Origin of the sequence: Streptomyces sp. NPDC088387 (genome assembly GCF_044753385.1) — a bacterium.
GTDB lineage: Bacteria > Actinomycetota > Actinomycetes > Streptomycetales > Streptomycetaceae > Streptomyces.
In genome coordinates this window covers 163621-182336 of sequence record NZ_JBIVNC010000011.1, presented here as the reverse complement: position 1 = coordinate 182336, position 18716 = coordinate 163621, and the positions used below count along the sequence as shown (strand labels likewise).

General features: G+C 71.0%; 18 protein-coding genes. 10 read left to right on the top strand and 8 right to left on the bottom strand.

Annotated elements, in window-relative coordinates:
* Positions 1–11 precede the first annotated feature (11 nt).
* The gene (locus ACIQAC_RS28000; protein ID WP_402195456.1) at positions 12–1400 is read right to left on the bottom strand and encodes an MFS transporter; all 1389 of its coding nucleotides are present in this window, start codon (positions 1398–1400) and stop codon (positions 12–14) included.
* 51 nt (positions 1401–1451) lie between these two features.
* Positions 1452–1889: a MarR family winged helix-turn-helix transcriptional regulator gene (locus ACIQAC_RS27995; RefSeq protein ID WP_402195454.1), complete on the bottom strand. Its 438-nt coding sequence runs from the start codon at positions 1887–1889 to the stop codon at positions 1452–1454.
* Positions 1890–2044: 155 nt separating this feature from the next.
* On the opposite strand from ACIQAC_RS27995, the gene ACIQAC_RS27990 reads away from it, so the two are divergent.
* Positions 2045–2227, top strand: coding sequence for a ribbon-helix-helix protein, CopG family (locus ACIQAC_RS27990; protein WP_402195451.1), 183 nt, complete (start codon positions 2045–2047; stop codon positions 2225–2227).
* A gap of 91 nt (positions 2228–2318) precedes the next feature.
* On the opposite strand, the gene ACIQAC_RS27985 is transcribed toward ACIQAC_RS27990, so the two are convergent.
* Positions 2319–3716, bottom strand: coding sequence for an NCS2 family permease (locus ACIQAC_RS27985; protein ID WP_402195449.1), 1398 nt, complete (start codon positions 3714–3716; stop codon positions 2319–2321).
* A 132-nt stretch (positions 3717–3848) separates the two neighbouring features.
* On the opposite strand from ACIQAC_RS27985, the gene ACIQAC_RS27980 reads away from it, so the two are divergent.
* The gene (locus ACIQAC_RS27980; RefSeq protein ID WP_402195447.1) at positions 3849–4127 is read left to right on the top strand and encodes a DUF2530 domain-containing protein; all 279 of its coding nucleotides are present in this window, start codon (positions 3849–3851) and stop codon (positions 4125–4127) included.
* Positions 4128–4225: 98 nt separating this feature from the next.
* On the top strand, positions 4226–6619 hold the full coding sequence (locus ACIQAC_RS27975; protein WP_402195445.1) for an HAD-IC family P-type ATPase: 2394 nt from the start codon (positions 4226–4228) through the stop codon (positions 6617–6619).
* A gap of 126 nt (positions 6620–6745) precedes the next feature.
* On the opposite strand, the gene ACIQAC_RS27970 is transcribed toward ACIQAC_RS27975, so the two are convergent.
* Entirely contained in the window at positions 6746–7678 is a 933-nt protein-coding gene (locus ACIQAC_RS27970; protein WP_402195443.1) for a hypothetical protein, read from the bottom strand.
* A gap of 138 nt (positions 7679–7816) precedes the next feature.
* Between ACIQAC_RS27970 and ACIQAC_RS27965 the strand changes: the two genes are divergently transcribed.
* Positions 7817–8038 (top strand): hypothetical protein, encoded by a 222-nt coding sequence (locus tag ACIQAC_RS27965; protein WP_402195440.1) that lies wholly within the window; start codon positions 7817–7819, stop codon positions 8036–8038.
* Positions 8035–8391, top strand: coding sequence for a DUF6086 family protein (locus tag ACIQAC_RS27960; RefSeq protein ID WP_402195438.1), 357 nt, complete (start codon positions 8035–8037; stop codon positions 8389–8391). Before ACIQAC_RS27965 ends, ACIQAC_RS27960 begins: the two co-directional genes overlap by 4 nt.
* A gap of 40 nt (positions 8392–8431) precedes the next feature.
* Here the strand turns inward: ACIQAC_RS27960 and ACIQAC_RS27955 are convergent, their stop codons facing one another.
* The gene (locus ACIQAC_RS27955; RefSeq protein ID WP_402195436.1) at positions 8432–11557 is read right to left on the bottom strand and encodes a sacsin N-terminal ATP-binding-like domain-containing protein; all 3126 of its coding nucleotides are present in this window, start codon (positions 11555–11557) and stop codon (positions 8432–8434) included.
* A gap of 219 nt (positions 11558–11776) precedes the next feature.
* Positions 11777–12703, bottom strand: coding sequence for a DUF3027 domain-containing protein (locus ACIQAC_RS27950; protein WP_402195435.1), 927 nt, complete (start codon positions 12701–12703; stop codon positions 11777–11779).
* A 348-nt stretch (positions 12704–13051) separates the two neighbouring features.
* Here ACIQAC_RS27950 and ACIQAC_RS27945 point away from each other — a divergent pair, with 348 nt between their 5' ends.
* The 4 genes from ACIQAC_RS27945 (at position 13052) to ACIQAC_RS27930 (ending at position 17162) form a co-directional block, all read left to right on the top strand.
* A complete protein-coding gene (locus ACIQAC_RS27945) occupies positions 13052–14476 on the top strand; it encodes an MFS transporter (protein ID WP_402195434.1) in 1425 nt (474 codons plus the stop codon).
* 577 nt (positions 14477–15053) lie between these two features.
* Complete coding sequence (locus tag ACIQAC_RS27940) at positions 15054–15551, top strand: DUF2771 domain-containing protein (protein WP_402195432.1); 498 nt, start codon at positions 15054–15056, stop codon at positions 15549–15551.
* 14 nt (positions 15552–15565) lie between these two features.
* Positions 15566–16276: a futalosine hydrolase gene (locus tag ACIQAC_RS27935; RefSeq protein WP_402195431.1), complete on the top strand. Its 711-nt coding sequence runs from the start codon at positions 15566–15568 to the stop codon at positions 16274–16276.
* The gene (locus tag ACIQAC_RS27930) at positions 16266–17162 is read left to right on the top strand and encodes a 1,4-dihydroxy-6-naphthoate synthase (protein ID WP_402195428.1); all 897 of its coding nucleotides are present in this window, start codon (positions 16266–16268) and stop codon (positions 17160–17162) included. The genes ACIQAC_RS27935 and ACIQAC_RS27930 overlap by 11 nt, the downstream gene beginning before the upstream one ends.
* Positions 17163–17172: 10 nt before the next feature.
* On the opposite strand, the gene ACIQAC_RS27925 is transcribed toward ACIQAC_RS27930, so the two are convergent.
* On the bottom strand, positions 17173–17556 hold the full coding sequence (locus tag ACIQAC_RS27925) for a cold-shock protein (protein WP_402195426.1): 384 nt from the start codon (positions 17554–17556) through the stop codon (positions 17173–17175).
* A 164-nt stretch (positions 17557–17720) separates the two neighbouring features.
* Here ACIQAC_RS27925 and ACIQAC_RS27920 point away from each other — a divergent pair, with 164 nt between their 5' ends.
* Positions 17721–17987, top strand: a complete 267-nt coding sequence (locus tag ACIQAC_RS27920) for a hypothetical protein (RefSeq protein WP_402195423.1) — start codon at positions 17721–17723, stop codon at positions 17985–17987.
* Here ACIQAC_RS27920 and ACIQAC_RS27915 read toward each other — a convergent pair.
* The gene (locus tag ACIQAC_RS27915; protein ID WP_402195421.1) at positions 17948–18589 is read right to left on the bottom strand and encodes an HAD family hydrolase; all 642 of its coding nucleotides are present in this window, start codon (positions 18587–18589) and stop codon (positions 17948–17950) included. The genes ACIQAC_RS27920 and ACIQAC_RS27915 overlap by 40 nt on opposite strands.
* Positions 18590–18716: the final 127 nt, after the last annotated feature.

The following is an 18716-nucleotide window of genomic DNA, read 5'->3' as shown; positions in this document are numbered from 1 at the left end:
CGGGCGACGGCCTACGCGGCCGCCGCCAGTTCCTCCCGCTCCTTGCGCGGCTCTTCCTCCCGGGGGACGAACCGCAGGCGCGGGTGGCCGGAGTTCCAGCCGACGGAGAGGCGCAGGCCGCCGACCCTGGCGAGGACGAGGCCGATGGTGAGCGCGGCCAGCGCCGCCACCGTGCCGCCGGCCGCGAGGCCGACGCGGGCGCCGTAGGCGTCGGTGATCCAGCCGACGATCGGGGCGCCGACCGGCGAACCGCCCAGGAAGACCATCATGTACAGGGCCATCACCCGGCCCCGCATGGCCGGTTCGGTGGTCATCTGGATGCTGGTGTTCGCCGTCACGTTGACCGTCATGCCGAAGACACCGAGCGGGATCATCAGCAGCGCGAACATCCACAGCGACGGTGTCGCCGCGGCCACGATCTCCAGTGCGCCGAAGAGCAGCGCCGCTCCGCTCAGCACCCGCAGCCGGGCCGTGCCGCGCCGGGCCGCGAGGAGCGCGCCGGTCACGGAGCCGACCGCCATCAGGGTGTTGAAGAGGCTGTAGGAGCCGGCGCCCGCGTGGAAGACGTCGTCGGCGAAGGCCGAGAGGTAGACGGGGAAGTTGAAGGCGAAGGTGCCGATGAAGCCGACCAGGACGATCGGCCAGATCAGTTCGGGCCGTCCGGCGACATAGCGCAGCCCCTCGCGGAGCTGGCCCTTGCCGCGCGGCGCCCGCTCGACGACATGCAGTTCGCGGGCGCGCATCAGCAGCAGACCGGTGATCGGCGCGACGAACGAGAGACCGTTGAGCAGGAACGCCCAGCCGGTGCCGACGCCGGTGATCAGCAGTCCGGCGACGGCCGGGCCGATCATGCGGGCGGACTGGAAGTTCGCGGAGTTCAGACTGACCGCGTTCTGGAGCTGGTCGGGGCCGACCATCTCGGCGACGAAGGACTGCCGGGCCGGGTTGTCGATGACGGTCGCGAGACCGACGACGAAGGCGACGAGGTAGACGTGCCAGACCTGGACGTGCCCGGAGAGGGTCAGCGCGGCGAGCGCCAGCCCGGTGAGGGCCATCGAGACCTGGGTGAAGAGCAGGGTCGGCCGCTTGGGAAGCCGGTCGACGAGGACTCCGCCGTAGAGACCGAAGAGGAGCATCGGCAGGAATTGCAGGGCCGTGGTGACACCTACGGCGGTGGCGGAGCCGGTGAGGCTGAGCACCAGCCAGTCCTGGGCGATGCGCTGCATCCACGTGCCGGTGTTGGAGACGACCTGGCCGAGGAAGAAGAGGCGGTAGTTGCGGATGGAGAGCGAGCTGAACATCGACGACCGGCGCTTCTCGCGGAGGCCGTCGACGGGATCTGCGGGGGTGGGGTCGGAATCAGGTGCGGGTGCGGAATGTGCTCCGGTTCCCGTACTCAAGAGCGTTCGCCTCCTTGCGTCGTGCGGTGCGGCCACCGCCGCTCGATGTGGTCACAGATGGGCGAGCTTCTCCAGTACGGGGGCGGCGGCGCGCAGTTTGGCCCACTCGTCCTCGTCGAGGCCCTCGGTCAGTACGGCCAGGAAGGCGTTGCGCTTGCGGCGGCTCTCCTCGAGCATCGCCTCGGCCTGCTCGGTCTGCGTGACGACCTTCTGGCGCCGGTCCTCGGGGTGCGGCTCCAGCCGGACCAGCCCCTTGGCCTCCAGCAGCGCGACGATGCGGGTCATCGACGGCGGCTGCACATGCTCCTTGCGGGCGAGCTCGCCCGGAGTGGCCGTGCCGCAACGAGCGAGGGTGCCCAGGACCGACATCTCGGTCGGGCTCAGTGACTCGTCGACTCGCTGGTGCTTGAGCCGACGGGACAGCCGCATCACGGCGGAGCGAAGGGAGTTCACGGCGGCAGCGTCGTCGCCATGGCTGAGGTCCGACATATCCTTAGCGTAACTCATTACTCTCTCTAAAGACCACCCGTGACACACACCCATACCCGTGACGCCCGCCACGGACCCCCGCACATCACCCGTACGGGTGAGCCGGTTCCGGAAAGTGACGCATCGGCCGCCCCTGTGCGGTGACCCTCGTGTCCATGGGGACCAGCGTGCTCAGCCTGCGGATAGACGGGGAGCTGCTCGACCGGCTCCGGGACCATGCGGCGAAAAGGGGAATGAGCGTCCAGGACTATGTGGTCCGGACGCTCGTTCGAGACGACTTCGACGAGCGGTTCCAGACCGCCGTCGAGGAGACGGAGCGGTTCTACGGGGTGCCGTGACGGCGGCCCGCGCGCTCGCCCCGGGTCAGGTGAGGGTCGCGTGACGGGTCGGTCGGCGGGCGCGCCACGGGTCTCGTGACCCCGGGTCGGTCTACGTCAGTCCCAGCGCCGGCATCAGGTAGTAGAACGCGAACACCGCCGAGACGACGTACATCGCCACCGGCACCTCCTTCGCCCGCCCGGCCGCGAGGCGCAGCACGACGAAGGTGAGGAAGCCCATCCCGATGCCGTTGGTGATCGAGTAGGTGAACGGCATCATCAGCATCGTCACGAAGGCCGGGATGGCGATCGTGTGGTCGGTCCAGTCGATCTCCCCGACCGAGCCGGCCAGGATCAGGAAGCCGACCGCCAGCAGGGCGGGGGTGGCGGCCTGGGACGGCACCATCGTGGCGACGGGCGTCAGGAACAGGGCCACGGCGAACAGCGCGCCGGTGACGACGTTGGCGAAGCCGGTGCGCGCGCCCTCGCCGACACCGGCCGTGGACTCCACGAAGCAGGTGGTGGCCGAGGAGGAGCTGGCGCCGCCGGCCGCGACGGCGATGCCGTCGACGAAGAGGACCTTGTTGATGCCGGGCATCTGCCCCTGGGCGTCGGTCAGCTTCGCCTCGTCGCTGACGCCCATGATCGTGCCCATGGCGTCGAAGAAGCAGGACAGCAGCACGGTGAAGACGAAGAGGACGCCGGTCAGGACCCCGACCTTGGCGAAGCCGCCGAACAGGCTGAACTCGCCGATCAGCCCGAAGTCGGGGGTGGCGACCGGGTTGCCCGGCCAGGTCGGGGTGGTCAGGCCCCAGGAGGGGATGTCCGCGACCGCGTTGATGATCAGCGCGAGGCCGGTCATGGCGACGATCGAGATCAGGATCGCGCCGGACACCCTGCGCACGATCAGCGCGAGGGTCAGCAGCACGCCGAGGACGAAGACCAGCACCGGCCAGCCGTTGAGGTGCCCGTCGCCGCCGAGCTGGAGCGGCACGGTGGTCTGGGCGGCGTCCGGGATCCGGGAGACGAAACCGGCGTCGACCAGACCGATCAGCATGATGAACAGGCCGATACCGATGGAGATCGCCTTGCGCAGCCCGTAGGGCACGGCGTTCATCACGCGCTCGCGCAGTCCGGTGGCGACCAGCAGCATCACGATGAACCCGGCGAGCACGACCATGCCCATGGCGTCCGGCCAGGACATCCGCGGGGCGAGCTGGAGCGCGACGACGGAGTTCACGCCGAGCCCGGCGGCGAGCGCGATCGGGACGTTGCCGATGACCCCCATCAGCAGGGTGGTGAAGGCGGCGGTCAGGGCGGTCGCCGTCACGAGCTGGCCGTTGTCGAGCTGGTGGCCGTACATGTCCTTGGCGCTGCCGAGGATGATCGGGTTCAGCACGATGATGTAGGCCATCGCGAAGAAGGTGGCGAAACCGCCGCGGATCTCGCGGGGCAGCGTGGAGCCGCGCTCGGAGATCCGGAAGAAGCGGTCGAGCATGCCGATGGCCATTGGATGTTCCTACGAGCAGAAGTGGACAGACCCAAAACCGCTTCAGTATGAACATATAAGGCCGCCCGCGCGATCTCCGCGCGTAGACCGGCGGGGCGGTGGCGCCGTGCGGCCACCTCGTAAGCTGTGACCATGGCGAAGTGGACCCCAACACACGAGGCACCGGAGCCCCTGGAGGGCCCGGTGGTCGCGACCATCACGGGCCTCACGGTCCTGTGGTTCGTCCTCTTCCTGGTGCAGCTGCCGTTCTACGGCTGGTTCGACGACCACGGGCACACCTGGTGGGTGTGGACGTGCCTGGCCGGCGGCGGCCTCGGACTGATCGGCATCTGGTACGTGCGCGGACGCGACCGGGCGATCAGGCGGGCGGCCGCATCGGCGGCGGGAACGACGTCGACGAAGCCCTCGTAACACCCCGTAGTACCACGGCACTACGGACCTCCTCCCGTAGTCGGATCTTCACCCCACTCGGGGGGTGAACGCCCAGATCCGCACGTACCGTCGAATGCATGACGCACATCGACACGGGCGCCGACCTCGATCCTGTGCACCCCCTTCCCGTACCGTCCGGGACGCGCGGACTGACCTCCGCCGAGGTCGCCGAACGGGTCGCGCGGGGGCAGGTCAACGACATCCCGGTGCGCAGCAGCCGGTCGATGACCGAGATCGTCCGCGCCAACGTCCTCACCCGCTTCAACGCGATCATCGGCGTGCTCTGGGTGATCATGCTGGCCGTCGCGCCCATCCAGGACAGCCTGTTCGGCTTTGTGATCCTCGCCAACACCGGCATCGGGATCTTCCAGGAGTGGCGGGCCAAGAAGACCCTGGACTCGCTCGCGCTGATCGGCGAGGTCCGCCCGACCGTGCGGCGCGACGGCACGGCCGGCGAGGTCGGCACGTCCGAGATCGTGCTGGACGACGTCCTGGAGATCGGGCCCGGCGACAAGGTCGTCGTGGACGGCGTGTGCGTCGAGGCCGACGGGCTGGAGATCGACGAGTCGCTGCTCACCGGCGAGGCCGACCCGGTGGTGAAACACCCCGGCGACCAGGTCATGTCCGGCAGCTTCGTGGTCGCGGGCGGCGGGGCGTTCCAGGCGACCAAGGTGGGGCGGGAGGCGTACGCGGCACAGCTCGCCGAGGAGGCGTCCCGCTTCACGCTGGTCCACTCGGAGCTGCGTACGGGCATCTCCACGATCCTGAAGTACGTGACGTGGATGATGGTCCCGACCGCGATCGGCCTGATCATCAGCCAACTGGTGGTCAAGGAGAACGACTTCAAGGACTCCGTCGCCCGCACCGTCGGCGGCATCGTCCCGATGGTCCCCGAGGGCCTGGTCCTGCTGACCTCCGTGGCCTTCGCGATCGGCGTCATCCGCCTTGGCCGGAAACAGTGCCTCGTGCAGGAACTCCCCGCCATCGAGGGCCTGGCCCGCGTCGACACGGTCTGCCTGGACAAGACCGGCACCCTCACCGAGGGCGGCATGGACGTCACCGAGCTGCGCCCCCTCGACGGCAACGACGAGACGTACGTACGCAAGGTGCTCGGCGCCCTCGGCGAGTCCGACCCGCGGCCCAACGCCTCCCTCCAGGCGATCATCGCCGCGTATCCGGACAGCGAGGAGTGGCGCTGCACGGAGTCGCTGCCGTTCTCCTCGGCCCGCAAGTACAGCGGGGCGTCCTTCAGCGAGCCGGACGGCGAGAGCAGTACGTGGCTGCTGGGCGCGCCCGACGTCCTGCTCCCGGCGGACGACCCGGCCCTGGAGGAGACGGACCGCCTGAACGAACAGGGCCTGCGGGTGCTCCTGCTGGCCCGCGCGGCCCACGACCTGGACCACACCGAGGTCACGGTCGGCGCCCGCCCCACCGCCCTCGTCGTGCTGGAACAACGACTGCGCCCCGACGCCGCCGACACCCTCCGCTACTTCGCCGAGCAGGACGTGCACGCCAAGGTGATCTCGGGCGACAACGCGGTGTCGGTGGGCGCGGTGGCCGGGAAACTGGGTCTGACAGGCGCGGTGGTGGACGCCCGCCAACTCCCTGCCGAGCGCGACGAGATGGCGTCCGCCCTGGACGACGGAACGGTCTTCGGCCGGGTCACTCCGCAGCAGAAGCGGGACATGGTGGGCGCGTTGCAGTCCCGTGGGCACACGGTCGCGATGACGGGCGACGGTGTGAACGACGTCCTGGCGCTGAAGGACGCCGACATCGGCGTGGCGATGGGCTCCGGCTCGGAGGCGACCCGGGCGGTGGCGCAGATCGTGCTGCTGAACAACAGCTTCGCGACGCTGCCGTCGGTGGTGGCGGAGGGCCGCAGGGTCATCGGCAACATCACGCGGGTGGCGACGCTGTTCCTGGTCAAGACCGTCTACTCGGTCCTCCTGGCCGTCCTGGTGGTCTGCTGGCAGGTGGAGTACCCGTTCCTCCCCCGCCACCTGACGCTGCTGTCCACCCTGACGATCGGCATCCCGGCGTTCTTCCTCGCGCTGGCCCCGAACAAGGAACGAGCGAAGCCGAACTTCGTCCGCCGGGTGATGCGTTACTCGATCCCGGGCGGAGTCCTGGCAGCGGTGGCGACCTTCACGACGTACCTGATCGCCCGGCACCACTACACGGGCGCGGGCGCGCTGGACGCGGAGACGAGCGCGGCGACCCTGACGCTCTTCCTCATCGCGATGTGGGTACTGGCGATCATCGCCCGCCCGTACACCTGGTGGCGTATCGCCCTGGTGGCCGCAATGGCCGGCTCCTTCGTCCTGGTCCTCGCAGTCCCCTGGCTCCAGAACTTCTTCGCCCTAAAACTGGTCGGCACGACGATGCCGTGGATAGCGGTGGGCATCGCGGCGGCGGCATCAGCGGTACTGGAGATCCTGTGGCGGTTGGTGGACCGCAGGTTCCCGGCGTAGGGCGGGGGTTGGGGCGCGGAGTTTGGGACCGGGACTGCTGACGCAGGCCAAGGAAACCCACCCAGGGGCGCGGGGAACTGCGCGACCAGCCACGAAGGCCCCGCAGGTCCCCCTTTCTCCGGCCCCCTACTTCACGTCGACGTAGTCACCCGCGGCGGCGACCGCCGGCGTGCTCGTCGTACCCGCGAAGCTGTAGCGGAAGTACCCGTCCTGGGTCGCCTTCACGGTGGTCTTCAGGTCACCCTTGGAGTTGGTCTTGATGGTCTTGACCGTGGTGTAGGTGCTGGCGCTCTTCTTACGGAACTGAAGCTTGACGGGCTGCGTGGCGTACCCGGCGTACTTGTTGGTCTCCCAGTTGGCCCGCGTCAGCTTCCCGGTGACCGTGATGGTCTTGCCCTTCTTCACGGGCTCGGGGGCGGCGTTGACGGTGAGCTTGGAGAGGCGCTGGAGCTTGGTGGTGGTGACCTTGTCCTGCTCGGCGTAGCCGATCTTGCTCCAGTCGACGTTCTCGGAGAGCGGGTCCTCGCCGTTCAGGTCGACGGCGTAACCGGCGCCCTTCCAGCTGGTGGCGTCGGCGTTGACCAGTTCGATGTCGGGGTAGACGTCGATCTTCCCCTTGCAGTTGGCGGTGGTCGACGAGGCCCGGGTGCAGGTGTGGAGGTCGTCACCGTAGAGAGTCTTCGTCGGGGCCGCGAACGAACCGCGGTAGATCTCGACGTTGATGAAGAGCTGGTCGTCCTTGATGTCGATGTCAGCGGAGTGCGTCACCTTGTACGTGACGGGCACGCTGACCTTCGCGGACGCACCGGCAACGATCGGCTTGCCGTTGTTGACCTTCACCCCGGAGAACTTGATGTCCAGGGCGTAGGGCTCGTCGGCCGCGGCAGCACGGAACGCGCTCTTGCCGTCGGCGTTCGCGGACGCTTCACGCGCGGCCTGGGTGACCTTGGAGAGATCCTCCGGGCTGAAAGAACCGTTGGCCTGGGCGGCCGGGACGGCGAGGGCAGACAGGGCCAGGGCGCCGCTGACGACGACGCCGAGAGTGACCCGCTTGTGCATGTGTTTCCCCAAGGGAGATGGGGCCCCGCCCGGTCGCGCAGCGAGAGGCGCGCGGTCACGCGCGGGGCCCAAATGATCACGGAGCCTGTTGGCTCATGTGATCAGATGCGCGACGGAGATGAATGGTTGTACACATTCATGAAGATATTGCGATCCTGGACGAACAAACACATCGACGCGAAGCTGGCCAACTACCTCAAGTGCCGCCGCCTTCTACCGGGCTACGAGAACGCACCCATCGGCTTCCGTTTCACGACGTCGGGGATGGATTCTCACTTCCGGGCAGCGCTGCAAGAGCGGTTCAAAGAACTCCGGCGGGCCCATCCGGATCTCGACCTCAGACTGGAGATTGCAGATTGAGCTACCCCTTCGCGTACGGCGACGAGACGCTGTGGGAAGCGGGCCACCACAGCGGACTGCTGTACGCCTCCCTCGCCCGCGGTGCGGCCGACATGCTCGGGATTCCGTCCGGGCTCACCGCGAGCCCGGAGGGCGGCTGCCAGGTGTCTCCACCCGTGTTCCAGGAATTCGTGGAACGCCTGTACCAGCTCTTCTCCTCGACCAGCAATGAAGTTCTGCTGGGTCTGGCGCACGGTGTTCTGACCACCTCACTCGTCCTGCTGAACCGTGCAGGCGGCACAGTCGAACTCCGACCGCAGGACGAGGCTGCACTCGGTAAGGAGGTCGCCGCGCTCGCGCGGTCGATGGCTTGAGACACCAGGTCTGGTGCCGAGCCACTGCGCCGGACCGCCCTCAGTCGAACCAGCGGTCCCTGGCCAGTTCCTCTGTGCGGGACGCGTCCTCCAGGAGTGCGGCCACCTCGAAGCGGCGGGGCCACTGGCGGGCGGCCCAGGCGAGGCCTGCTGCCACGCCCTCCAGGGTGGATGCGTGGAGGATTCCGTCTTCCGTCAGGCGCCAGTCGATTTCGGTGCCGTCCACGACCAGTTCGTCGTGTTCGACGTAGGACTTGGGCGTGCGCGCGCCCAGGAGGACGCGGACCGAGTCCGGTACGTCGTGTTCCGTGCCCTGGGAGTCCACCGAACCCGTGACGGACTCGCTCAGGCGGCGGACCTGGAAGAGTTCCGCCAGTTCGGCGGCGCGGGAGGGGCGTACGGGCAGCAACGGCACACCGCCGGTGAAGGGCAAGAGGTCCGGGGAGTCGACCACGACCGCTTCGGACGCGTCCACCACGACCGCCTCGCCGTCCACCACCGCCCGCAGGTCGTCCGGCAACGTGACCTGCTCCGGGTCGAGGTCGGCCAAGGCGCTGTAAAGGGCGTGCAGTTGGGCGCCCGTCACCTCGCGGTCCGGGTCTGCCAGGCGGTCAAGGAGTTCGGCCGCGCCGCCCGGTTCGTCCAGCAGCGCCGCCACCGACGTACGGACACCCAGTGCGCGCAGCACCTGTTCGTCGTCGAATCCGGTGGCGTCCGCCTCGTCGTAGAGGCCTCGGAGGAGGGGGTCGCCACCGGATGCCAGCAAGCCGGCCGGGCGGCGGCCGGCCAGGACCGGGTTTCCGCGGAGCCACCATGCCGTGTAGGGGCGTACGACCTCGTGGGTGCCGTCCGGGAGCAGGACGCGGACCTGCTGGGTGAGGGCGTCGCGCAGGGGCGGCTGGGCGAGCAGGGCGAGGGCCTGGGGCCACTTGTCGTCGTCCACCAGGTCCAGATCGCGTACGGCGATGAGTTCCGTCGCGACGGGCGGGACCGGGGTGTCCGGGAAGCGGTCGAGGATGTCCTCGCACCACACGTCCACGGCGTCCAGCAGCCCTGCGTCGTCGGGCTCGGCGAAGTCGCCCTCGCGGGGCTCCAGTTCGTCGGGGTCGAGGACGACGTCGGCGGCGCGGATCAGGGCGAAGGTCGACAGGACTCCGCAGGCGGCGAGGGGCTGTTCGCCGTAACGCTCGGCCAGTTCGGTGTCGACCGCGGCCAGTTCACCCTCCCGCATGACCTCGGCGAAGGGGCTGCCGGGGAGTACCAGCTCACCGGCGGGGGCGAGTTCGCCGTCCTCGTCGGGCAGGGCGAGGGCGCCGAGCCAGGGCTCGTCACCGGGTTCGAGGCCCGCGTCCCGCACCAGCGCCAGCACGGTGTCCGCCAGCTCCTCCGCGTCGGGGGCCTCCTCCTCCCAGTTGGCGCCGCCGTCGTCGTCGAGGGAGGCCGCTACGGCTGCCCGGACCTGGGGGGTGGTGAGGACCGCGCGGGGCGTCGCGGGCAGCGCGCCGAGCTTCTCCAGGAGCGGGTGCGCGGCGTCCGGGTGGGCGACCTTCAGACCGAGCCGGGCGAGGGTCTCCGGGTCGATCCGGGCGTCGTCGGGGGTCGGCAGCAGCACCTGCCGGGGCCCGATCGTCGTACGGCCGTCGGCCAGCGGCACCGGAAGCCCCGAGAGCCGGTCGGGGTCGACGCCCGCGAGGCTGTCGTAGAGCCGCCGCCACCAGTCGGGGGCCTTCTCCAGGCCCGCGAGACGGTCGATCGCGTCGGTCAGCGGGACCCGGGCCACGCCCAGCGTGCGCAGCTCCACGCGGCGCTCCAGACCGCCGGGGAGCAGGGTCGGCAGGACCTCCGCGAGGACCCGTACGGTGTCGGCGCCCGCGCCCTCGACGACCTCGGCGTCGCGCGGGCGCAGCGACTCGGGGTCGTCCTCGACGACGGGCGGGACGGCCGGCGGCAGGAACGAGGTGCGCGGCAGCCGGTCGAGGACGGCCTGGCGCAGGGCGCCGTCCAGTTCGCCCTTGCCGAGCGGGCCGGGGACGAGGCCGATGATTCCGTCCGTCACCGGCCGCCAGCCGGCGAGGAGTTCGGCGTAGGCGTCGGCGGCGCGCTGCACGAGGAAGTCGGTGAGCGGGCCGGGCGCGGTGTGGCGGCGGGTGGTGTCCAGCGGGAAGGACGCGATGAGCAGGGCGGGGACGCCGAGCGGTTCGTCGCTGGGGGTCGGGGCGTGCAGCACCGGGCTGGTGCGGGGTGCGGCGGGGGTGCCGTCGGTGTCCACGGGCACCGCCCAGGTCACCGACCAGTGCGGCCGAAGCCGCTCCTCGACCGGCCGGTCGGCCAGCAGCTCGGGCGTGAGCGGCCCGTGCGCGGCGACGGTACGCCAGCGGGTGGTGCCGTCCCGCGAGTCCTCTACGACGGTGAGGTCCTCGTCCGTGCCGCGCCGCAGCGTGCGCGGGGCCTGGTCGCCGACGTCGACGACGACCTCCGCCAGGCCCGGCAGGGCGAGCAGCAGGGCGTCGTCGACGGAGGCGAGGAGCCGTTCGGTGAGATCGGCGGCGGCCGTGTCGCGCAGCGGCAGGATGACGGCGGTGTCGTACGGGTCGGGCGCGGTGCCCTCGGCGGCGAACGGCAGCCGCAGCAGCGGCACATGGCCGTCGCGCCGGCGGATCTCGTCGCCGAGACCGGGGGCGTTGCGGGCGGCGTCGGCCGCCAGGTCGCGGGCCTCGGCGAGCGACCAGCGCACCCCGCCGTGCCGGCCGACCACGGCGGGTTCGTCGGTGACGGCGAGGACGGCGGAGAAGCCCACGCCGAACCGGCCGACGGTCCCGGTCTCCTCCTCGGCGTCCCGTTTGGCGGAGGCGCGCAGGGTCGAGAGCGACTCGACACCGGCCGCGTCCAGGGGGGCGCCGGTGTTGGCGGCGACGAGCACACCGTCGCGGAGGGTGAGCCGGAGCCGGCCGGGCACCCCGGCGCGGGCCGCCGCGTCGGCGGCGTTCTGCGCGAGCTCGACGACGAGCCGGTCCCGGTAACCGCCGAGGACCAGGTCCTCCTCGGCGTTGGCGTCCTCCCGGAACCGCGCCGGACTGGTGGCCCACGCGTCGAGAACCCCACGTCGCAACCGGGCCGTCCCGAACGGGTCGGCCCCCTCGGCGGCCGGCCGCACGAACTTGCTCACGTTCACTCTCCTCATCGGCGTGAGGATGAAGGTATCGCGCTGCGGAAGCCCCCGGGTTCCGGCACCGGCCGGGGCGGGAACGGGCCCGTGGACGGGGTCCGGGAGGGGCGGCCGGGAGGCCGGTCAGGAGGTGGCCAGGAGATCGGTCAGGAGGCTGGTCAGGAAGTGGCCAGCAGGTCGGTCAGGAGGTGGTGGCCAGGAGACTGGTCAGGAGGCCGGCTAGGAGTGGCCGAGTTCCGCCGTGTCCTCGTCGGACGTCTCCGGGACGGAACCGGAGTCGCGGGCCGGGCGCAGCGGGAAGTCGTCCACGCGGGTCTCGTCGATCACCGGCGGGGCCGGACGGGGCGGGGCGGGCATGACCGCGGCCTCGGAGTGACCGCCGCAGCCGTACGCCAGCGACACCATCCGGCCGTCGGCCGGTGAGAACTCGTTCGCGCACACCCCGAAGGCCTGGCCCAGGGAGCCGCCGATCGCCACCAGGAAGCCGCAGCTCACACAGGCGGCGGGGGCGGCCTGCGCCATGGGGGTCTTCGGCCCGTACGTGTCCTCCCAGCGGTCGGCGGCCACATGGAGTCCGTAGCGGGACAGCACCCGGGCGCGGCGCATGCCGAGCTCCTCGGCGACCGCGGCGATCGAACCCCTCGTCGGCACTACCGGCAGATGCGCGGGGGTGCCGGCGCTGACCTCGGCGTCCTCCGCGTCCACCAGCTCGGCCATGTCGTCCGAGATCGCGGAGTTCGGCGGCGGCTCGTCCTCGCCGGACAGGCCGGGCTCCAGCCGCAGGTCCTCGGCGTCGGTGGGCAGCAGGTCGCCGGGGCCCATGTCACCCGGGCGCAGCCGCTCGCTCCAGGGCACCCACTCGGGTGCCAGCAGGGCGTCCGCGCCGGGCAGCAGGACGACCTCGTCGAGCGTGACGAACTTCGCCCGTGAGGCGCGGGCCACGGTCACCGCCCAGCGCCAGCCGCGGTACCCGAGCTCCTTGCACTCGAAGTAGTGCGTGACAACCCGGTCGCCCTCGGACACCAGGCCCGAGTGCTCCCCGACGACCCCGGGCGCGGCGGCCTCCTCGGCGGCGCCACGGGCGAGGTCGACGGCCTCGGCACACAGACGGTCGGGGGTGCGGCTTCGCGTTGTCGCTGCGCTCACAGGTATCGCTTCTCTCCTACGCCGTCGCTCGAGTGCGCCTGCCTCCGGCGGTTGGGGCGGCGGACGGAGCGGACCAACGGGCCGCGTCGACGTCCGTGTCCTGTCGCGCTCGGGCACACCTACGTCATCCATTCTGCGGGATGACCGAGAGGAGCGCGGCCGAGAACGTTCGCCACGGCGCGCTACGCACGCTACCTCTTCGTCGGCGCTTGGCCTACACCGGCGCTCTCTTCGGCGCTCCGCGCCGCCGCTGAATGACGTCGGAAAGAACAGGAAACCTCCCTCCGCAAAAACCCATACGCGTCAGATCCGCACTACCACCCCCCATCTCAGGGCACTATGAACGACGTGGCAGCCGCAAGGTCGCCCCAGGGCGCCACCGGGGTCGGTGGGGTCAAAGGGGGCAGGCGAGGTGGCGGTTCGGGCCGGTTGAGCGGACCCGTCCGCTCGGTGGGGCGTGCCCTGCATCTGCCGGTGACCGGGACGGCCCGCGGCATCCGCAAGGCGACCCACGCGCACGGCGCCGGCGAGTCGGGCCTCGGCAAGCTGATCGAGCTGCACGGGGTGAACGGCGCCGGCGATGTCATGATCACCGTCGCGCTGGCGTCCACGGTGTTCTTCTCGGTGCCCACGGACGAGGCGCGCGGCCGGGTCGCCCTGTACCTGGCGATCACCATGGCGCCGTTCACCCTGCTGGCGCCCGTGATCGGCCCGCTGCTCGACCGCATCCCGCACGGCCGCCGGCTGGCGATGTCGTGCGCGATGCTGGCGCGGGCGATGCTCGCCCTGGTGCTGTCCGGCGCGGTGATCAGCGGCAGTATCGAGCTGTATCCGGCGGCGCTCGGCGTGCTGGTGGCGTCGAAGGCGTACGGCGTGGTCCGCAGTGCGGTGGTGCCACGGCTGCTGCCACCGAAGTTCTCGCTGGTCAAGGCGAACTCCCGGGTGACGCTGGGTGGGCTTCTCGCCACCGGTGTGGCCGCGCCGATCGCGGCGGGGCTACAGGCGATCGGACCGCGCTGGCCGCTGTTCGGGGCGTTCGCCATCTTCATCGTGGGGATGTTCCTGTCGCTGTCGCTGCCGCCGAAGGTGGACTCGGCGAAGGGCGAGGACACCGCGCTGCTCGCGGCGGACGCGGATCATCTGCACGGGCCGCATCTCAAGCCGGTGAAGCGGCCGGGGCTGCGGACGGTCGGCCTGGCGGTCACCCACGCGCTCGGCGCCAACGCCGGCCTGCGCTGTCTCTCCGGCTTCCTGATCTTCTTCCTGGCGTTTCTGCTGCGCGAGCATCCGCTGACCGGGCAGAGCGCGGCGGTGTCGCTGGGCATGGTCGCGGTGGCGGCGGGCGCGGGCAACGCGATCGGTACGGCGGTCGGGGCGTGGCTGAGATCGCGCCGGCCGGAGATCATCATCGTGACGGTGGTGGCGGTGGTGCTGGGCGCGGCGATCGTGGCGGCGGTGTTCTTCGGGGCGTTCCTGGTGACGTGTCTGGCGGCGGTGGCGGGGTTCTCGCAGGCGCTGGCGAAGCTGTCGCTGGACGCGCTGATCCAGCGGGACGTGCCGGAGACTGTGCGGACGTCGGCGTTCGCGCGGTCGGAGACGTTGTTGCAGGTGGCGTGGGTGCTGGGTGGGGCCGTGGGGATTGCGCTGCCGTTGAACGGGCCGTTGGGGCTGACGGTGGCCGCGGGGATCGTGGCGACGGGTTGGCTGACGACGGTGCGCGGTCTGCTGGGCTCGGCCCGCCGCGGGGCCCGTGGCCGGGCGCGGGTGGAGTAGGTCGGCGCGGGTGCGGGTGCATCTGCGGGTGCGGCCGCGTCGTGGCCGTTCGCGCAGTTCCCCGCGCCCCTTGATCGATTGGTGCGGGGGCGTGTGAGCATGCGGGTGCATCGTGGCTGGTCGCGCAGTTCCCCGCGCCCCCAGGGGGTTGCTGCTCGGTCGGCTGCCAGGTGACCCACCTCAGGGGCGCGGGGAACTGCGCGACAAGCCACGACGGACCCGCACCCGGACAGCCCGCCAAGCTCCCCCGACGCCCAGCCGGGCAGCAACACCCCAGGCGCGCGGGGAACTGCGCGACAAGCCACGACGGACCCGCACCCGGACAGCCCGCCAGGCTCCCCCGACGCCCAGCCGGGCAGCAACACCCCAGGGGCGCGGGGAACTGCGCGACAAGCCACGACGGGCCCGCACCCGGACAGCCCGCCAAGCTCCCCCGACGCCCAGCCGGGCAGCAACGCCCCAGGGGCGCGGGGAACTGCGCGACCAGCCCCCACCAGCCGCAGGCGGACACCCGGATCGCCGCGCGCAGCGCACCCCGGCTGGGGTGGTTCGGCGTCCGGGCCGATAGCCTTCGGACATGACCACGATGCCCCGCGGCGCCGCCGCTCCTGCGCACCGCGCTGTGCGCCGCCGCCGCGCCGCCGCCGCTGCCGGCGCCGTCTCCGCCGGCCTGCTCGCCCTGTCGGCCTGCGACAAGCCGACACCGATCTCGACGATCACCGTCGGTTCGAACTCGGTCAACGCCGAGGCGACCTGCTACAACGACGGCGACGCCGTGAAGTCGGCCGACCTGGTGAAGTGCTTGCAGGACAAGGACGTCAAGTCCATCAGCGTGGACCCGGACGAGACCGTCCGCTTCGGCGTCGACCCCGACATCGCGGACAAGGGCTGGACCATCCTGATGAACGGTCAGCCGCTGACCGACGAGAGCACCAAGACGTACCGGACGATCCCGGGCAGCGTCTTCTTCAACGAGCAGTACGGCGCGAGCGGCAACACCACCACGGTGTCCATCAAGGAGGGCGAGACACAGACCACGGGTCTGTGGTCGTTCAAGCTGAAGAAGGACGCCTGACCACGTCCGCGTCCGTGCGTGTCCTGGTGGCCACCGCCGTCCCCGCCGAACGGGACGCGGTGGCACGGGCGTTCCCCGGCCCGGCGACGGAGGTCCCCCTCCCAGGCACCACGGCTCTGCACCGCGTCCCCGCCGGCCCGGATCTCCTCGCGGCCGGTGTCGGCCCCGCTCTCGCCGCCGCCTGCACGGCGACCGCGCTGACCGCCGCGGCGCTCGCCGGCCGGCCGTACGACCTGGTGGTCAGCGCCGGTATCGGCGGCGGTTTCGCACCCGGGGCGCCCGTCGGCTCGCTGGTCGTCGCCGACGAGATCACCGCGGCCGATCTGGGCGCCGAGACACCCGACGGTTTCCTGCCGGTCACCGAGCTGGGCTTCGGTACGGTCACCCACCGGCCGCCCGCCGCCCTGGTGGCCGCCGTGGCCGCCGCGACCGGCGCCCGCCCGGGCCCGGTGCTCACCGTCTCGACCGTGACCGGCACCGGGCAACGTGCCGCCGCCCTTCGTACGGCCCACCCGGCCGCGCTGGCCGAGGCCATGGAGGGGTTCGGGGTCGCGGAGGCCGCCGCCGCGCACGGTACGCCGGTGCTGGAGCTGCGGGCCGTGTCCAATCCGGTCGGCCCGCGCGACCGTGCCGCGTGGCGGATCGGCGACGCGCTCGCGGCCCTCACCGACGGATTCGGGAAGCTTGAGCCCGTACTGGAGAGTTGGAACCCACATGACCGGTGACTCGCAGACCCCGCCCGACGCGCTTCGGACCGCGTACTCCCCCTGCCCGAACGACACGTTCGTCTTCGACGCCCTCGCCCACGGCCGGCTGCCGGACGCGCCCGCGCTCGACGTGACGTTCGCGGACATCGACATCACCAACGGCATGGCCGAGCGCGGCGAGTTCGACGTACTGAAGGTGTCGTACGCCGTACTGCCGTACGTCCTCGACGAGTTCGCGCTGCTGCCGTGCGGCGGGGCGCTGGGGCGGGGCTGCGGGCCGCTGGTGCTGACCCGGGAGCCGGGCGGTGGGGGCACCTCCCACGCTTTCGGCAGTGGGGGACTGACGGGCCGGGTGGTGGCCGTGCCGAGCGAGAGGTCGACGGCGTATCTGCTGTTCCGGCTGTGGGCGGCGGACACCCTGCCCGGCGGGGTCGGCGAGATCGTGGTGATGCCGTTCCACGAGATCATGCCGGCGGTGCGGAACGGGAAGGTCGACGCGGGGCTCGTCATCCACGAGGCCCGGTTCACATACGGGAATTACGGGCTGCACAAGCTCGCGGACATGGGCGAGCACTGGGAGAACACCACCGGGCTGCCGATTCCGCTCGGCGCGATCATCGCGAAGCGGTCGCTGGGCGAGGCGGCGCTGCGACGGCTCTCCGACTCGGTGCGGGCGTCGGTGCGGGCCGCGTGGGACGACCCGGAGGTGTCGCGCCCGTACGTCATGGAACACGCCCAGGAAATGGATCCGTCGGTCGCGGACCAGCACATCGGGCTGTACGTCAACGAATTCACCGCCGACCTCGGTGAGGCGGGCTATGCGGCGGTGCGCGGACTGCTCACTCGCGCGGCGGCCGAGGGACTGCTTCCGCCCCTCGGCCCGAACGCGCTGGATTTCCCCTGAACCGGGCCCGTTATACGTCGAGTTGGTCGGCGACCGCCCGCAGCAGACCGGCGACCTGGGCGCCGGCGGTCTTCTCCGGGTAGCGGCCCCGTTCGAGAGTCTGGGTGACGTTCTCCAGCAGGGTCGTCAGGTCCTGGACGATCGAGGCGAGCTCATCGGGCTTCTTGCGCTGGGCGGCGGCGACGGACGGGGTCGGGTCCAGGATCGTCACGGAAAGGGCCTGGTCGCCGCGCTGTCCCGCGACGACTCCGAACTCCACCCGCTGTCCCGGCTTGAGTGTCTCGACTCCGGCGGGGAGAACCGAGGAATGGACGAAGACGTCACCGCCGTCGTCGCGGGAGAGAAAGCCGAAGCCCTTCTCGCTGTTGAACCACTTGACCTTGCCGGTAGGCACGTCTGTCCTCGTCCTCGTACTCGTCGGAAAACTGCTTCGGAAACGGCTCTTGATAGCACTCGGGCGGGTCGTCCGTGACCCGCCGCTACCAAGGCTAATGGTCTTCAGGCCGGTGACAAGACGTCGCCGGGTTGTTCCTTTGCGCAGGGAACTACCCTGGTCCGGTGCGTGACAAAACCCAAACGAATTCCACCGCTCCCGGCGATCGGCTGATCCGAGTCGGTGCCGTCGTGTTCTTCATCGGTGCCGTGGCCACTCTGGTCACCTTGGCCCCGCTGCTGCTCGACACGACGCCTTTTCCGACATACATGTTCGTACTGAGCATGCTGATGGGGGTCGGCTTCCTGATCGCCGGCGCCGGAGTGTTCCAGTCGGTCGCCGCGGGGCGCCGTCAGGCGCGGGCCGGCGCCGCGGGATCCGCGCCGAGGTAGGCCGAAAGCCACCCCGGGAACTCCGTCAGATCGGCGAGGATCACGTCCGCGCCGGCCGCGGCGAGCTCCTGCGCGTCGCAGGGGCCGGTCGGTACGGTCACGGAGAGTGCGCCTGCGGCGCGGGCGCCGCGTACGTCGCCGGTGTGGTCGCCTACGTAGACGGCCGCGTTGTGCTCGCGCAGGGCGGCCGCCTTGGCCTCCGCCCACAGGTTGCCGACGACCGCGTCCGGTTCGATGCCGAGGTGGGCGAGGTGGAGTTTCGCGTTGGGCTCGTACTTGGCGGTCACGACGACGGCCCTGCCGCCGGCTTCCCTTACGGCCGCCACGGCGTTGTGCGCGCCGGGCATCGCCGGGGTCGCGGTGATGGCGATCGACGGGTACATGCCGCGGTACAGGTCGGCTGTCGCCGGGATGTCCTGTGCCGGGAACCAGTTGATCAACTCCTCCTCCAGGGGCGGGCCGAGGCGGGTGATCGCCAGGTCGGCGTCGATGTACGTTCCCGTTCGCTCGGCCAGCGCGCGATAGCAGGCGTGAATGCCGGGGCGGGAGTCGATGAGGGTCATATCGAGATCGAACCCGACGGTCACGTTGAACAGGGTCATGCCCCCATTCTGCCGCCACCCGGCCGGGGGCCCACAGAAGCGTCTGAGGCCGCAGGCCCGTCGTGGCTCGTCGCGCAGTTCCCCGCGCCCCTGAGGGGGTGGGGCTGGTCGCGCAGTTCCCCGCGCC

Bases quoted from the DNA above. Each gene is read 5' to 3' on its own strand.
- ACIQAC_RS27940 (WP_402195432.1), top strand. From the start codon at position 15,054: ATGACCACGATGCCCCGCGGCGCCGCCGCTCCTGCGCACCGCGCTGTG.
- ACIQAC_RS27980 (WP_402195447.1), top strand. From the start codon at position 3,849: ATGGCGAAGTGGACCCCAACACACGAGGCACCGGAGCCCCTGGAGGGC.
- ACIQAC_RS27985 (WP_402195449.1), bottom strand. From the start codon at position 3,716: ATGGCCATCGGCATGCTCGACCGCTTCTTCCGGATCTCCGAGCGCGGC.
- ACIQAC_RS27965 (WP_402195440.1), top strand. From the start codon at position 7,817: ATGAAGATATTGCGATCCTGGACGAACAAACACATCGACGCGAAGCTG.
- ACIQAC_RS27995 (WP_402195454.1), bottom strand. From the start codon at position 1,889: ATGTCGGACCTCAGCCATGGCGACGACGCTGCCGCCGTGAACTCCCTT.
- ACIQAC_RS27915 (WP_402195421.1), bottom strand. From the start codon at position 18,589: ATGACCCTGTTCAACGTGACCGTCGGGTTCGATCTCGATATGACCCTC.
- ACIQAC_RS27930 (WP_402195428.1), top strand. From the start codon at position 16,266: ATGACCGGTGACTCGCAGACCCCGCCCGACGCGCTTCGGACCGCGTAC.
- ACIQAC_RS27990 (WP_402195451.1), top strand. From the start codon at position 2,045: ATGGGGACCAGCGTGCTCAGCCTGCGGATAGACGGGGAGCTGCTCGAC.
- ACIQAC_RS27975 (WP_402195445.1), top strand. From the start codon at position 4,226: ATGACGCACATCGACACGGGCGCCGACCTCGATCCTGTGCACCCCCTT.
- ACIQAC_RS27970 (WP_402195443.1), bottom strand. From the start codon at position 7,678: ATGCACAAGCGGGTCACTCTCGGCGTCGTCGTCAGCGGCGCCCTGGCC.